The organism is Streptomyces sp. PL-25 (genome assembly GCF_058344915.1).
Genome location: NZ_CP136997.1, coordinates 5898737 through 5912921, shown reverse-complemented (window position 1 = coordinate 5912921; position 14185 = coordinate 5898737). Strand labels below are relative to the sequence as shown.

14 protein-coding genes are annotated in these 14185 nt (G+C 74.6%); 4 read left to right on the top strand and 10 right to left on the bottom strand.

What is annotated here, in order from left to right; all coding sequences use genetic code 11:
• Position 1: 1 nt before the first annotated feature.
• Positions 2 to 2671: a magnesium-translocating P-type ATPase gene (gene mgtA / locus R4Z62_RS26435; RefSeq protein WP_491521085.1), complete on the bottom strand. Its 2670-nt coding sequence runs from the start codon at positions 2669 to 2671 to the stop codon at positions 2 to 4.
• A complete protein-coding gene (locus R4Z62_RS26430; protein ID WP_018564503.1) occupies positions 2664 to 3026 on the bottom strand; it encodes an ArsR/SmtB family transcription factor in 363 nt (120 codons plus the stop codon). Before R4Z62_RS26430 ends, mgtA begins: the two co-directional genes overlap by 8 nt.
• A 335-nt stretch (positions 3027 to 3361) precedes the next feature.
• Here R4Z62_RS26430 and R4Z62_RS26425 point away from each other — a divergent pair, with 335 nt between their 5' ends.
• The gene (locus tag R4Z62_RS26425; protein WP_491521084.1) at positions 3362 to 3628 is read left to right on the top strand and encodes a GlsB/YeaQ/YmgE family stress response membrane protein; all 267 of its coding nucleotides are present in this window, start codon (positions 3362 to 3364) and stop codon (positions 3626 to 3628) included.
• A 133-nt stretch (positions 3629 to 3761) separates the two neighbouring features.
• Here the strand turns inward: R4Z62_RS26425 and R4Z62_RS26420 are convergent, their stop codons facing one another.
• Positions 3762 to 4484 (bottom strand): lytic polysaccharide monooxygenase, encoded by a 723-nt coding sequence (locus R4Z62_RS26420; RefSeq protein ID WP_037889239.1) that lies wholly within the window; start codon positions 4482 to 4484, stop codon positions 3762 to 3764.
• 268 nt (positions 4485 to 4752) lie between these two features.
• Between R4Z62_RS26420 and R4Z62_RS26415 the strand changes: the two genes are divergently transcribed.
• Positions 4753 to 4911: a hypothetical protein gene (locus tag R4Z62_RS26415; RefSeq protein ID WP_491521083.1), complete on the top strand. Its 159-nt coding sequence runs from the start codon at positions 4753 to 4755 to the stop codon at positions 4909 to 4911.
• Positions 4912 to 5011: 100 nt separating this feature from the next.
• Here R4Z62_RS26415 and R4Z62_RS26410 read toward each other — a convergent pair whose 3' ends face one another.
• The 4 genes from R4Z62_RS26410 to R4Z62_RS26395 form a co-directional block, all read right to left on the bottom strand.
• Positions 5012 to 6550: a DUF4874 domain-containing protein gene (locus R4Z62_RS26410; protein WP_491521082.1), complete on the bottom strand. Its 1539-nt coding sequence runs from the start codon at positions 6548 to 6550 to the stop codon at positions 5012 to 5014.
• 94 nt (positions 6551 to 6644) lie between these two features.
• Entirely contained in the window at positions 6645 to 7778 is a 1134-nt protein-coding gene (locus R4Z62_RS26405) for a bifunctional 2-methylcitrate synthase/citrate synthase (RefSeq protein WP_491521081.1), read from the bottom strand.
• Positions 7779 to 7793: 15 nt separating this feature from the next.
• Positions 7794 to 8699, bottom strand: a complete 906-nt coding sequence (prpB, locus tag R4Z62_RS26400; RefSeq protein ID WP_491521929.1) for a methylisocitrate lyase — start codon at positions 8697 to 8699, stop codon at positions 7794 to 7796.
• 2 nt (positions 8700 to 8701) lie between these two features.
• Positions 8702 to 10210 carry an MmgE/PrpD family protein gene (locus R4Z62_RS26395; RefSeq protein WP_491521080.1) on the bottom strand — a complete coding sequence of 503 codons (1509 nt, stop codon included), beginning with the start codon at positions 10208 to 10210 and terminating at the stop codon, positions 8702 to 8704.
• A 178-nt stretch (positions 10211 to 10388) separates the two neighbouring features.
• On the opposite strand from R4Z62_RS26395, the gene R4Z62_RS26390 reads away from it, so the two are divergent.
• Both R4Z62_RS26390 and R4Z62_RS26385 read left to right on the top strand, forming a co-directional pair.
• Positions 10389 to 11873 carry a short-chain fatty acyl-CoA regulator family protein gene (locus tag R4Z62_RS26390; RefSeq protein ID WP_491521079.1) on the top strand — a complete coding sequence of 495 codons (1485 nt, stop codon included), beginning with the start codon at positions 10389 to 10391 and terminating at the stop codon, positions 11871 to 11873.
• Between the two features lie 4 nt (positions 11874 to 11877).
• The gene (locus R4Z62_RS26385; RefSeq protein WP_381739677.1) at positions 11878 to 12459 is read left to right on the top strand and encodes a histidine phosphatase family protein; all 582 of its coding nucleotides are present in this window, start codon (positions 11878 to 11880) and stop codon (positions 12457 to 12459) included.
• A gap of 27 nt (positions 12460 to 12486) precedes the next feature.
• Here the strand turns inward: R4Z62_RS26385 and R4Z62_RS26380 are convergent, their stop codons facing one another.
• The 3 genes from R4Z62_RS26380 to R4Z62_RS26370 all read right to left on the bottom strand — a co-directional run bounded on the left by R4Z62_RS26380 (position 12487) and on the right by R4Z62_RS26370 (position 13996).
• Positions 12487 to 12837, bottom strand: coding sequence for a hypothetical protein (locus R4Z62_RS26380; RefSeq protein ID WP_491521078.1), 351 nt, complete (start codon positions 12835 to 12837; stop codon positions 12487 to 12489).
• Between the two features lie 163 nt (positions 12838 to 13000).
• Positions 13001 to 13753 carry a CbtA family protein gene (locus R4Z62_RS26375; RefSeq protein ID WP_389468524.1) on the bottom strand — a complete coding sequence of 251 codons (753 nt, stop codon included), beginning with the start codon at positions 13751 to 13753 and terminating at the stop codon, positions 13001 to 13003.
• A 21-nt stretch (positions 13754 to 13774) separates the two neighbouring features.
• A complete protein-coding gene (locus R4Z62_RS26370; protein ID WP_018564517.1) occupies positions 13775 to 13996 on the bottom strand; it encodes a CbtB domain-containing protein in 222 nt (73 codons plus the stop codon).
• Positions 13997 to 14185 lie beyond the last annotated feature (189 nt).

Sequence of the window (14185 nt, the reverse complement as noted above, 5' to 3'; positions counted from 1 at the left end):
GTCAGGTGGGGTCCGGGCCGCGGGTGTAGCGTGCCCTGGCCGCCAGGAGGGCCGCGGCGTAGAGCGCCAGGACGGCGGTGAGCAGCAGGTAGTACTCGCCCGGCAGGGCGGTCAGGCCGAGCGGCGGGCCCAGCGGGGAGGGTGGCAGGGTCAGGCCGATGGCGGCGAGCGCGCCCGCCGCCCACACGACGGGGCCGGGTCGGCCGGCCCCGGCCGTCCGGCGGCCGACCCGCAGCAGCACCATCACCAGCGCCTGGGTGAGCAGGTTCTCGGTGAACCAGCCGGAGTGGAACACCGCCTCGTCGTCCCCGGTCCCCGGGCCGTGCAGGGTGAGCGCGAGGACGGCGAAGGTCGCCAGGTCGGCGACGGCGTTCAGCGCGCCGAAGCCGGTGATGAAGCGCAGCAGGTCCCGCGGGTCCAGCACGGCGGGGCGCCGCAGGACCGCCGGATGCGGCCGGTCGTGGGCGAAGGCGAGCTGGGCCGCGTCGAAGCACAGGTTCTGGATGAGGACCTGCGCGGGGAGCATCGGCAGGAAGGGCAGCAGCAGCCCGGCCGAGAGCATCGCGAGCACATTGCCGAGGTTGGACGACAGGGTGACGCGCAGATAGGTGGCGATGTTGTCGCCCGCGTGCCGCCCGGCGGCGACGGCGTGCGCGACGGCGGTGAGGTCCTTGCGCGCGAGCACCACGTCCGCGCTCTCCCGGGCCACGTCGGCGGCGTCCCGGGGCGCGATGCCGACGTCGGCGGCGCGCAGCGCGGGCAGGTCGTTGACGCCGTCGCCGAGGAAGCCCACGGTGTGTCCGGCCCGGCGCAGCGCCCGGGTGATCCGGGCCTTGTGCTCGGGGGTGCAGCGCGCGAAGACGGTCGTACGCCCGGCCGCGGCGGCGAGTTCGCCGTCGGTGAGGGCGTCGACGCGGTCGGCGGTGAGCACGGCGTCCGGCTCGACGGGTATCCCGAGGTCGAGGCAGGCGCGCACGGCCGTGCCCGGATGGTCGCCGGTGAGCACCTTGACGGTGACGCCCCGGTCGGTGAGGACCCGCAGCGCGTCGGCGGCGGTGGGCGCCAGCGCGTCGCGCAGGGTGACCAGGCCGCGGAAGGTGAGCCCGCGGACGTCGGCGGGTGTGTAACCGCGCGAGCGGGCCGGGCGTTCGGCGGTGGCGACGGCCAGCACCCGCGCCCCGCGCCCGGCGTGCCGGACGGCGAGGCCGGACAGCTCCGCGCGCTCCTCCTCGTCGAGCGCGCAGCGCTCCAGGACCGCCTGGACATCGCCCTTGACGACCAGGGTGTGGCGGCCGAGCCGTCCGGGGGTCCGGATGACGGCGGTGGCCAGGCGGTGCGCGGGGGCGAAGGCGAGGGCCGCCGTGCCCTCGTACGCGGTGAGCGCGTCCTCGTCGGCCGCGTCGAGGATGGCCTCGTCGAGGGCGTCGGGTTCGGGCAGGTCGGCGAGTTGCAGCGTCCACCAGGCGTTGACGGCGGCCCAGTGCAGCACCTCGGGGTCGTCGCGGCCGTCCGGACCGAGGGCGCGGTCGAGGACCGGGCGGTCCTGGGTCAGGGTGCCGGTCTTGTCCAGGCACAGCACGTCGACGGCGCCGACGTCGTGCAGGGCGGGCAGCCGTTTGACGATCACGCCGTGCGCGCGGGCCAGCAGCGAGGCGCCCCTGGCCAGGCACAGGGTGACGAGGACCGGCAGCATCTCCGGGCTCAGCCCGACCGCCACCGCCACCGCGAACGGCAGGGTCTCCAGGCCGCGTCCGCGCAGCGCCGCGTTCGCGGTCAGCACCAGCGGCGGGGTGAGCAGCATGAAGCGGATGAGGATCCAGGAGATCCCGTGCACGGACCGGTCGAAGGCGCTCGCGGCGGGCCGGGCCCCGGCGCGGTCGTGGGCGGCGGCGAAGCGGACGTGCGGGCCGGTCGCGGTGACGACCGCCGTGGCGCCGCCGGAGGCCACGCTGCTGCCCAGGAAGCAGAGCTGCGGCTGTTCCAGCACCCCGCCGCCCGGTTCCGGCGGCAGATCGTCGGCGGTCTTGGCGACGGGCGCGGACTCCCCGGTCAGCGCGGCCTGGTGCACGGTGAGGCCGCTCGACCGCAGCAGTCGTACGTCGGCGGGGACGACGTCGCCGGGCCCGAGCCGGATGACGTCGCCGGGCACCAGCTCGGCCACGGGTGTCTCGCGGGCGACCGGTACCCCGGCCCCGGCCCCGGCCCCGTCGTCATCCCCGTCCTCGCGCCGGACCACCGTGGCGGTGGTGGCGACCAGTTCGCGCAGCGCGGCGGCGGAGCGGTCGGCCCGGTGCTCGCCGGAGGCCCGCAGGGCGCAGCTGACCACGACGAGCAGCAGGATCACCGCGGCGGTGCCCCAGGCGAGGACGGCGGCGGAGACCAGTCCGAGGCAGCCGAGCACGGCGGTGAACGGATCGCGCAGGCTGCGGACGAACAGGCGCGGCCAGGACGCCTCGCGCCGGGCCGGGACGGTGTTCTCGCCCAGCAGCGCCAGCCGCTGCGCGGCCTGGGCCTCGGTCAGCCCGCGGGGGCCGCTGTCCAGCCCGCGCAGCACCTCCAGGACGGTGGGCACGGGACGCCCCGGCGCCCATCCGGGCGGGGCCGCCGTCAGGATGGGCCGCCCCTGGTCCCCGTCCTGCCGCCGGCCCGGCGCCGCGCTGGTCTCAGCCACCGGTCCCGCGCAGCGCGCGCACGGGCGCCGCGGAGGTGCGGGAGCGCGCGGTCAGCTGCCCGACCATCACCCGTACGACGGTGACGACGTCCGGGTCGTCCACGTAGTACACCTGTCTACGGCCCTCGCGGCGCGAGCGCACCAGACCGGCGAGCTTCAGCTTGGCCAGGTGCTGGCTGACCGCGGGCAGCGCGCCGCCCACCCGGTCGGCGAGATGGGTGACGTCGCTCTCGCCCTGGGACAGCGCCCACATCAGGTGCAGCCGCGCCGAGGAGGCGAGCAGCCCGAACGCGGCCGCCGCGGAGGCCAGCACCTCGGCGGGCGGGTCCTCGAATCCCCCGGCGTTCCCCGTCACAGCGCTCTCCCGTCCGCCCGTCACCGTCCACCGCGTATGCGCCCACCAGTGTAGGTGTCCGCCGGGCCGCCGCGGGCCGCCGCGCCCCCGGGGTCCGGTGCGCGGTACGGCGTGGAGGTGGTTCGAGAGTTGCGCAATCCGCCCACCGAGGTGACCGGGCACGCTTTGCGCGGGCCTGTTCCCGTCGCCTGCCTGGAAGCGCTGTTGGCGGTAGTTCGAGCGTGCCTCTAGGCTTGCGCAATCACGCAAGCGGAACATCTGGAGCGGAACAGCGGACCGTGCGGCCACCGGGCCGGGCGGACCGCCGCGACCCGACTCGTCTGGAGGACGACAACGTGGGCGTCATCAGCTGGATCATCCTCGGCCTGCTCGCCGGGGCGATCGCCAAGATCCTGCTGCCCGGCCGCGACCCGGGCGGCCTGATCGGCACGACCCTCATCGGCATCGCGGGCGCCTTCGTCGGCGGCTGGCTCTCCGCCCGCTTCCTCGACCGCCCGGTGGAGAAGCACTTCTTCGACCTGCCCACCTGGGGTGCCGCGATAGGCGGTTCCCTGGTGCTGCTGGCCCTCTACCGGCTGCTGTTCGGCAACTCGCGGGACTGACCGGGGGTTTATCGGGGTTCACCGGGGTTCACCGGGGTTCACCGGGCCGGAGCGCCCGGCACGGCACGGCAGGTGGGGCGGCGCGTGACGCGCCGCCCCACCTGCCGTGCTCAGGGCCGCCGGGGCCGAGGGCTCACGCCGGGCAGGCGCCCAGGTCCTCCCAGACGCCCCACTGACCGGTGGTGCCGGGCTTGTCGCCGGTCACCCACCACTTGGCGCGCCAGGTGTGGCCGCCGTAGGAGACGCTGTCGCCGCCGTTGTAGACGTGCGCGGCGTCCCAGGCCGGGGCGGTGCAGGTGTCACCGCCGCCGGGGTTCCCGGGGTCACCGCCGCCGGGGGTGCCGCCGATGTTGACGTCGACGCAGGAGTAGAAGGCGTTGCCGGTGTCCGCGATGTTCCAGACGGCGAGCACCTTCTGCTTGCCGGTGTAGCTGCCGAAGTTCACCTGCTGGCTGACGTCGGCGGGCGGCTGCTGGCTGTGGCCGTCGAACTCGGCGATCTTCTGGCCGCCGATGAAGTACTGCCAGTTGGCCGTGGCGTGACGGGCGGTGTTGTGCCAGGTGAAGGTCGCCGAGCTGCCGACCGCGGTGACCTTCCAGCCCTTGCTGTCGTCGTCCAGCTCGGCGTACTCGGCGTGCCCGCCGCTGCAGCTCTGGAGGCCCTTGGGGCCCTCGACGCTCTGCGGCTCGTACTTGATCTGACCGCAGTCGACGACACCCTCGGCGCACTGCTCCTGACGGCTGGTGGGCAGGGTGACCCAGCCGTGCGCGCTGGCCGAGGCCGCGGGAAGGCTGACGGCGAGCACCGGGGCGACCAGGGCCCCGATCGCGACAGCGACTCGTCTTTTCGTGTTCATGCCACATCACTACCTTCGATGTACGGAACCGGCGCGCCGCCGGAACCGACGCCTGCGAGGCCACGTCGATGTAGGTCTAGACCTACGAAACTTGGTCTAGACCATACTCAAGGACCGGGACTGGTCAAGGGATTGGGCGATAACCAACTGGCAAAGCAGTGAGCCCACTTCACGGACGCCGGCCCGAAAGGTCGCCCTGACCCCGTCCGGCGATCGAGTTGACGCCCTGACTGAGGGCCCTGAGTTCGACGGGTGTCCGGTGTTCCGGGTGCTGTTCCTGGAGGACGGCGCGGTGGTGGAGGACGGGAGCGTGGACGCGCTGCCGGCGTCCGGCGGGCGCTTCCACGACGTCCGGCGGCGCCAGGAGCGCAGCGCGTCCTGGCGGCCGCGGGCCGCGCAGACGGCCGGTGGTCCGGGCGCGCCGTGAACGGGACGCCGTGAAGGCGACACCGTGAACGGCGGGCGGTACCGCGCCCGCGCCGCACCGCCCGTCGTCCGGGGCCGCGCGGCCGGGGCCGTGTTCTGTTTCAGCGCCGGCCGAACGCCACCTCGCCGAGCACGTTCACGCCGTCGGCCACCGGCACCCCGGCGTTGGCCAGCCGCAGGCCGTATCTCCCGTCCCGGCCCTCGTCGGTGACGAGCAGTCCGAGGCGGTACGTGCCCGGGTGGCGGGGCGCGGGCAGGGTGGCGCGTACCCGGGTGACCGGGACGGTGCGGTCCTCGCCGTCGATCTCGGCGCGGCCGGAGGGCAGCCAGGTCCGCCAGTCCGTGCCGGCGTCGGCGCCGGAGGCGACGCGGCCGGACCGGTCGAGGAGCACGAGGCGGACCGGGCGCGGCCGCTTGGGCGCGGCGAACCCGGTGTTGGCCACGTCGAGTTCCACGTCGAGTCCGGCCCCGGAGCGCCGCCAGCGGGCCTGCCGGGCCTCGATGCGGTAGCCCAGGTGGTCGCGGAGGTACTCGAAGGCGGTGCGCTCGACCGCGCTGCCGTCGCGGCGGCGGAAGTAGCCGGTGGCGGCGGGCAGTCCGGCGGCCGCGACCTGTCCCTCGGTGAGGCGGGCGGTGCGCCAGCCCGGGATGGTCACGGTCGCGTTGTGGACCATCGACAGGGTGTCGAAGCGCAGCGTCTGGAGCCGCCGGGCGGCGGCGATCGGGTCGATGACCTCGCTCCAGGCGTACGGGTCGGTGCTCTGCCCCTTGTCCCAGGGCATCTCGCCGTCCACCGGGTGGTGCGGGGACACCGCCAGGTAGTCGGGCCAGCCGGGGTTGCCCGGGACGTAGTAGTCCCACTGCCCCTCGCCGAGGGTGAGGTAGTCGTTGTGGTAGCCGATCCGGTCCCGGGTCTGCCGGTCGGCGACCAGCTGCCGCTTCTCGGCGTAGCGGACCTGGGTCTGCACCATCGGCGGCAGCGCCGCGACCAGGCCGCGCATGATCTCGGTGACCGCGTCCGGGTGGTCCTCGTGGTCGTAGTAGCTGCCGTGCCACTCGCCCCAGGCGCCGAGGAAGCCCGCCTGCCAGACGGTGACCACGTCGCTGTACCGGCCGACCAGCGGCGCCAGTTGGCGCAGATGCGCCTGGATGTGCTGGACGGTGTAGCGCCGGCCCTCGCGGACCCCGTCGTCGTAGGCGAAGCGCAGCACGGCCGTGGTGCGGGCCCGGCGCAGGCCCGCGAGGACGCGTTCGATGTTGGCGAGCGCGCTGTCGGGGAGCGCGGTGGTGGCGAAGTCCCAGAGGTAGAAGTACAGCTGGGTGACATGGGCGCCCTCGCCGTACTCGGCGCGCAGGGTGCGCAGGGTCTCCTCGACGTCCGGGCTGTGGTTCTGCTCGTTGGCCCACGGGCTGGTGAGGTCGATCGCGTTGTACGACATCTCGTAGCGGAAGCCGCGGTGCGGGGCGGCCAGGGCGTCCCGGCCGCCGGGGTCGTCGGCGCACAGGCCGCGGTAGCGCACCGAGGTCCAGTCGCCGCGGCGGAGCGGGGCGGCGGCGGAGGGGGTCGCGAGCACCGGCGCGGCCGCGGCGGCGGCACCGGCGAGCAGGGTGCGGCGCGTGATCCTGGAGGGAGGAGTCATGTGCCGCACCCTAGAGAGTGTTCTTTTCTGCTCGCAACGGGTGAGTAGCGATCACTTTTGAGCATTCCTGAGCCGTTCCCGGGCTCAGCGACACTCAGCGCGCGATCGGCACCGGCCGCTGTCCCGGGCCCGCGTAGGCGGCCAGCGGCCGGATCAGGGCGTTGTGGGCGAGCTGTTCGGTGATGTGGGCGGTCCAGCCGGTCACCCGGCTCATCACGAACACCGGGGTGAAGACGGGGGTGTCGAAGCCCATCAGGTGGTAGGCGAGCCCGGCCGGGTAGTCCAGGTTCGGGTGGATGCCCTTGCGGGCCCGCACGGCGCGGCGCAGTGCGGCGTGCAGCGTGGCCAGGCGGGTGACCTCGGGGTCGGCGGCGCGGGCGACCAGCCGGTCCAGGGCGTCCTGCATGATCGGGACGCGGGAGTCGCCGTGCCGGTAGACGCGGTGCCCGAAGCCCATGATCTTCCGCTTGGCGGCCAGCGCCTCCTCCAGCCACTCCTCGGCGCGCGCCGGGTCGCCGATCTCCTCCAGCATGTGCATCACGGCCTCGTTGGCGCCGCCGTGCAGCGGTCCCTTGAGGGCGCCGACGGCGGCGGTGACCGCGCTGTAGAGGTCGGAGAGGGTGGAGGTGACCACGCGGGCGGTGAACGTCGAGGCGTTGAAGCTGTGTTCGGCGTACAGGACGAGGGAGATCTCGAAGCAGCGGACCACGTCCGGGTCGGGCACGCCGCCGAAGCACATGTGGAAGAAGTTCTCCGCGTACCCGAGGCCGGGGTCGGGCGCGACGGGGTCGAGTCCGCGGCGGCGGCGCTGGTCGGCGGCGACCACGGTGGGCAGCTTCGCCAGCAGGTTCAGGGCCTTGGCGTGGTGGGCGGCCGGGCTGCCGTCGTCCTCGGTGGGGTCCTCGGCGCCGAAGAAGCTGACGGCGGTGCGCAGCACGTCCATCGGGTGGCAGGTCTCGGGCAGCCGGGCCAGCAGTTCGGCGGTGGTGCGGTCCAGCGGGCGCAGGGCGCGCTCGGCGGCCCGGAACTCGGCGAGCCGTCGCGCGTCGGGCAGTTCGCCGTACCAGAGCAGATGGGCGACCTCCTCGAAGGAGTACCGGGCGGCCAGGTCCTGCACCGGGTAGCCGCGGTAGGTGAGGGAGTTGGTCTCCTGGATGACGGTGGAGATCTCGGTGGTGTCGACGACGACACCGGCGAGTCCGCGGTGGATCTCGGCGCTGGTGGTCATGGGTCTGCCTTCGGGTCAGGTGCCGGGCGGGAGGGTGAAGTCGAAGACGGCCGAGTCGAAGGCCGCGTACTCCTCGTAGCCGAGGAGCTCGTAGAGCCGGGAGCGGGTCTGCATCCGGGGCAGCAGGGACTCCTGGGTGCCCTCGGCGGCCAGGGTGCGCAGGCCGTCCTCGACGGCGCCCATGGCGAGCCGGAGCAGGGTGACCGGGTAGAGCGCGATGTCGTAGCCGAGGTTCGACAGGGTGCGGGCGTCCAGCAGGCGGCTCTTGCCGAACTCGGTCATGTTGGCGAGCAGCGGCACGTCGACCGCCGCGCGGAACGCCTCGAACTCGGCCTCATCGGCGAGGGCTTCGGGAAAGATCGCGTCGGCGCCGGCGTCGACGTACGCCTTCGCCCGGTCGATCGCCGCGGCCAGGCCCTCGACGGAGCGGGCGTCGGTGCGGGCCATCAGCAGGAAGTCCGGGTCGCGGCGGGCGTCGACGGCGGCCCGGACCCGGCGGGTCATCTCCTCGCGGGGCACGACGGTCTTGCCGTCGAGATGGCCGCAGCGCTTGGGGTTGACCTGGTCCTCCAGATGGAGTCCGGCCAGTCCCGCGTCCTCCATCAGCTGGACGGTGCGGGCCGCGTTCATCGGCTCGCCGAAGCCGGTGTCGGCGTCGATCAGGACGGGCAGGTCCGTCACCCGGGTGGTCTGCCGGGCGCGGTCCGCGATCTCGGTGGAGGTGGTCAGGCCGATGTCGGGCAGGCCCAGGTCGGCGGCGAGGACGGCACCGGAGAGATAGGCGGCCTCGAAGCCGGTGTCCTGGATGAGCCGGGCGGAGAGCGGGTTCAGCGCGCCCGGCACGGCCAGCAGCCGGCCGCTCGCCAGCCGCTCGCGCAGCGCGCGGCGGCGCCGCTCGGGCGTGGTGCGGGTGTGCAGCAGCATCAGAACAGCCCCTTCGGCAGCCGGGCGTCGTATGCGGCGACGGCCTCGGTGCCGACGGCCGGGAACAGCCCGTCGAGACCGGCCGGGCCCAGATCGGCCAGGTGCTCGGCGGCGCTCAGGAAGCGGTCCTGGTCGGCGGGGGCGACGACGCCCTCGGCGAGGGTGCGGAACTTGGCGGCATAGGCCGGGCGGCCGAAGGGCCGGGCGCCGGCCGGGTGGGCGTCGGCGACGGCGAGTTCGTCCTCGACGACCGTGCCGTCCTCCAGGGTGATCACCGCGCGCCCGCCGAAGGCCCGCCGGTCCGGGTCCGGGTCGTGGTAGCGGCGGGTCCACTCCGGGTCCTCGACCGTGCTGATCCTCCGCCACAGCGCGACCGTCTCCGGGCGGGCGGCCCGCTCGGGGGCGTAGGAGCGCTCGTGGTGCCAGGTGCCGTCCTCCAGGGCGACGGCGAAGATGTACGGCACCGAGTGGTCCAGCGTCTCGCGGCTGGCCCCGGGGTCGTACTTCTGCGGGTCGCCCGCGCCGGAGCCGATGACGTGGTGCGTGTGGTGGCTGGTGTGCAGCACGACCGAGCGCACCCGCTCCAGCGGTCCGGCCTTCTCGCGCAGCCGCCGGGCCAGGTCGATGAACGCCTGCGCCTGATACTCGGCGGAGTGCTCCTTGGTGTAGGTGTCGAGGATCGCGCGGCGCGGCTCGCCCGGCTCGGGCAGCGCCACGGTGTAGTCGGAGTCCGGCCCGTCCAGCATCCAGGCCAGGAAACCGTCCTCGCCCTCGTAGACCGGCGACGGGGAGGTCTCGCCGCGCATCGCCCGGTCCACGGCCTCGATCGCGGCCTTCCCTGCGAAGGCGGGCGCGAACGCCTTCCAGCTGGAGATCTCGCCCTTGCGGGACTGCCGGGTCGCGGTCGTGGTGTGCACGGCCTGCTGGACCGCCTGGTACACCGTCTCGGTGGGCAGCCGCAGCAGCGCGCCGAGTCCGCACGCGGTGGCCGCGCTCAGGTGCGCCACGTGGTCGATGCGGTGCTCGTGCAGGCAGATGCCCTTGACCAGAGCGACATGGATCTCGTACGCGGCGACGGTGGCGCGCAGCAGATCGGCGCCGCCGCGCCCGGTGTGCTGGGCGACGGCGAGCAGCGGCGGGATGTTGTCGCCGGGATGGGAGTAGTCGGCGGCCAGATACGTGTCGTGGAAGTCGAGTTCGCGCACGGCGGTGCCGTTGGCCCAGGCCGCCCACTCCGGGGAGACGCGGGCGCGGCTGCCGAAGACGGCGGCGCCCGGGGCGGCCCCCCGGTGGGCGGTGGCCTGGGCGCGGGCGACGGCGACCGGGCGGCGCAGCAGCGAGGCGACGGCGACCGAGGCGTTGTCGATGACCCGGTTGACGGCCATCGCGGCGCTGCCGGGGTCCGGTTCCCCGGTGGCGGTGGCCACCGCCGCGAGCTTCCAGGCGAGCTGCTGCTCGCGCGGGAGCCGGTCGGCGCTGGGACGGACGCGGACGTGGTGCTCGATCACAGGACTCCTCGGAGGGCACGCCGGGACGGACAACCCTCAGCCTTCCCGGCGGCCCACCGCCCGGCCACCGCTCCACGCTGTGTAATCCGTACATCCGCGAGCTGCGGATCTGCGGAATCTGCGAATCCTGCGGATGCTATGTTCGCAGCCGGGTCGGGCGGGAGCGGGAGGTGCGCGCATGGCGAGGGGACCGGCCGCCCGGAAGATCTACGCCCATGCCAAGCTGCGCCGGCTGCGCCGCGAGCACGGGATGAACCAGGTCGACATGGCCCGCGCGCTGGGCCTGTCCACCAGCTACGCCAACCAGCTCGAACAGAGCACGCGGCCGCTGACGGCGCCGGTGCTGCTGCGCATCGCGGAGGTCTTCGGGGTCGACGCGGAGTTCTTCTCCGAGGCCGCCGAGGACCGGCTCGCCGCCGAGCTGCGGGCCGCGCTCGCCGACGAGGCGTGCGGGGTGCCGCTGCCCGCGCCCGAGGAGTGCGCCGAGGCCGCCCGCGACCATCCGGAGGTGGCCCGCGCCCTGGTCGCCCTGCACCGCCGCTACCGCGACGCCGCCGAGCAGGCCGCCGCCCTGGCCGCGCCCGGCGGCGGCCCGGAGGACCTGCTGCCGCCCGGTGAACCGCACGACGAGGTACGGGACTTCTTCTACGCCCACCACAACCACTTCGAGCCGCTGGACACCGAGGCCGAGCGGATCGCGGCCGAACTCGGCCTGCGGCCGGGCCGGGCCGCCGATCCGCTCGCCGTCCGGCTGGCCGAGCGGCACGGCGTGCGCGTGGTGCGGGCCGCCGCAGCGGGCCGCTCGGTGGACGCCCGGCGCTACGACCCGGAGACCGGGCTGCTGTTCCTCTCCCCCTGGCTGAGCGACGGGCAGCGCGCCTTCCAGCTCGCCACACAGCTCGCGCTGCTCGGCCACGGGCCGCTGCTGGACCGCCTCGCCCAGGGCGCCCTGGGCACCGCCTCGGCGGAGTCGGCGGCGCTCGCCCGCATCGGCCTGGCCAACTACTTCGCCGGGGCCCTGCTGATGCCGTACACCGCCTTCCACCGGGCCGCCGAGGAGACCCGCTACGACATCGAGCTGCTGTCCGCCCGCTTCGGCGTCGGCTTCGAGACGGTCTGCCACCGGCTGAGCACCCTCCAGCGCACCGGGCGGCGCGGTGTGCCGTTCTCCTTCCTGCGCGTGGACCGGGCCGGCAACATCTCCAAGCGGCAGTCCGCGACCGACTTCCACTTCTCCCGGCTCGGCGGCACCTGCCCGCTGTGGACGGTGTACGAGGCGTTCTCCGCGCCCGGCCGGATACTGACCCAGGTCGCGGAGATGCCCGACGGCAAGCGGTACTTCTGGGTGGCGCGGACCATCACCCGCGGCGGCTCCGGGCACCACGCCCCGCGCGCCGAGTTCGCCGTCGCGCTCGGCTGCGAGCTGCGCCACGCCCACCGGCTCGTCTACGCCGAGGGCATCGCCCTGGACGATCCGCGGGCCGCCACGCCCATCGGCCTGGGCTGCCGGATCTGCGAGCGCCGCGACTGCGCGCAGCGGGCCCGGCCCCCGGCGGGCGGCCGGCTGGCCATCGACCCCGACCGGCGCACGTACGTGCCCTACCCGGTCGAGTCCCGTACGTCCGACCCCGTCCGCGGCCCGTGGGCCGCACCCCAGGAGTGACCGCGTGACCAGCCGGATGCTGCTCGTCTCCCCCGCCATGAACGCGTCCGTGCGGCAGGCCCGCTTCGACGACGGCGGCCCGCTGGAGGAGGGCGGCGCCGCGGCGGCGCGGTCGGCGGCCGGGTCGCTGCCCGCCGCCGCGCGCGTCCTCGTCTCCCCCGGCGCGCGGTGCCGGGAGACGGCCGACGCGCTGGGCCTGGACGGCGTACGTGCCCCGGCGCCCGCCGGTCTGGACGTGGGCCGCTGGCGGGGGCTCGCGCTGGACGAGGTGGGCGCCGCCGAGCCGCAGGCCCTGGCCCGCTGGCTCGGCGACCCCGCGAGCGCCCCGCACGGCGGTGAGTCCGTGGCGGATCTGTGCGGCCGGGTGGCGGAGTGGCTCGCGGAGGCGGCCGGGGCCGAGGGGCGCAGCGTCGCGGTGGTCGAGCCGGAGGTGGTGCGGGCGGCGGTCGTCGCGGCGCTGGGCCTGGACGCGGCCGTCTTCTGGCGGCTGGACGTGGCCCCGCTGACGGTGACCGAGGTCAGTGGCCGGGCGGGGCGCTGGAACCTGCGGCTGGGGCGGCCGCTGACCGCTCCCGCCGCGCCGTAGCACGCGCGTCGGCGCGGTCCCGGCGGTTCAGGACACCGTGTCCCGGTGGGCGCGCAGCAGGGACTCGACGTCGCCGCACAGACAGCGGCCGGGGACGTCCTCCGAAGGGGTCTTCGGGGTGGTCCCGTCCTCGGGGCGGTCCGCCGGGGACGGGCGGGTGTGCCCGGGGCAGCCGGCCCGGTGCGCGGTGATCAGCGCCTCCAGGTCGTCCAGCAGTTGTTCGGCCTGCTTGGCCCGCTGTGCGAGCACCCGCACCCGGGCGCTCTGGCCGCCGATCTGCCGTCGGCTGGCGATCAGTTGGTCGTACTCCTCCACGGTCAGGGCGACCGCCGCACGGCCGCCGAGTGTGATGTGACGCGGCCGGGGGGCTCTGGCCACTCGGTTCCTCCGCTTCTGGCTGGGGTCCGCACACGGTCGGCGGACGCTGTGCCGTGCCGGGCGCCGTACTGGGCCGGGGCCGCGTGCCGTGCGGGCCGGTGTCCCGGAGAACGGCAGAGGGCCCCCGGTGGTTCCGAAGGGCCCTCTGGTGTCCGGAAAAGCGTCAGCGCGCGGCCGGAACCGCCCGCCCGGCGCCGGACCCGGCCGGAGCGGGGGCCAGCAGCCGCTGGGCCAGCTCGCCGAAGAGCAGGCCGAAGCCGCCCCACAGCACGGACTGGATGGCCAGGGCGGAGAGCCGGAAGCGCCACAGCAGAGCGGCCGGGAAGTCCTGCGGCACCTCGTTGATGACCGGCAGGAAGGCATAGGCCAGGCCGATCACCACGGCGAAGGCGGCGACGGCGGCCACGGTCGCCCACCAGGTGCCCAGAGCGGGCGCCAGGCGCTTGCCGAGCAGCGTCGCGGCGACCGCGAGGAGCACGCTGAGGACCATCATCAGGAAGTACAGCGCGGTCCGCTTGCCGATGGTGTCGGGGTCGCCGACCGACGGCGGGTTGGCCGGGTACTTCAGGAACGGCACGACGTACACGGCGAGCAGGGCGCAGCCCGACAGCAGCAGCGCGGTCGCCCGCGGGCTGAAGCGGCCCACCCGGCCCAGCGCGAAGCAGAAGGCGAGCGCGGCGATGCCGCCGAAGGCGACCCCGTAGACGAGGACACCGGTGGCCAGGCCCGCCGTGGACTGGAGCGAGCGGGAGACGACCTCCATCTCGTGCTCGTGGGAGTGGGCGTCCTCGAAGGCGATGGCCTTGTCGACACCGGGCTCACCGAGGAGATAGGCGACGACCAGCGCGAGCACGCCCGCCGCCAGGCCCGCGAGCATGCCGCGGACGAGGAGGTTTCGCACAGTTGCGGAGTTCATGAGTGTGCGGCGCCCCTCGCGTCAGTGGCAGGGGAAGCCGAGCAGGTGGCGGGCGTCGTGCACCCACTCGTGGACGTCCGTGCCGCTGAACACGGAGGTGGCGCCCTGCTCGGCGCCGACGAAGTAGAGCAGGATCAGCATCAGGATGCCGAAGAAGACCGCCCAGGGAGCTATCGCCTTCAGCGGCAGCTTCGCGGGCAGGACAGGTGCGTCGGCGGTCGGCTGGGCGACATGCTGCGCCATGGCAGGGGCCTCCTCTGGGAGTTCGCGTCCCATCTCGGTGGTGCGCTGGACGACGGCCACGGGTCTGACTCGCGAGCGGCTCCGGGGAGCCGTCGCACACAGTGGCGCGACCGTGCCGGTTTCCCACCGGCTTCCGTCTCGCCGTCGTCGATATCGAACAGACGGTACCGCGTGCCGCCGCCCCGGCCA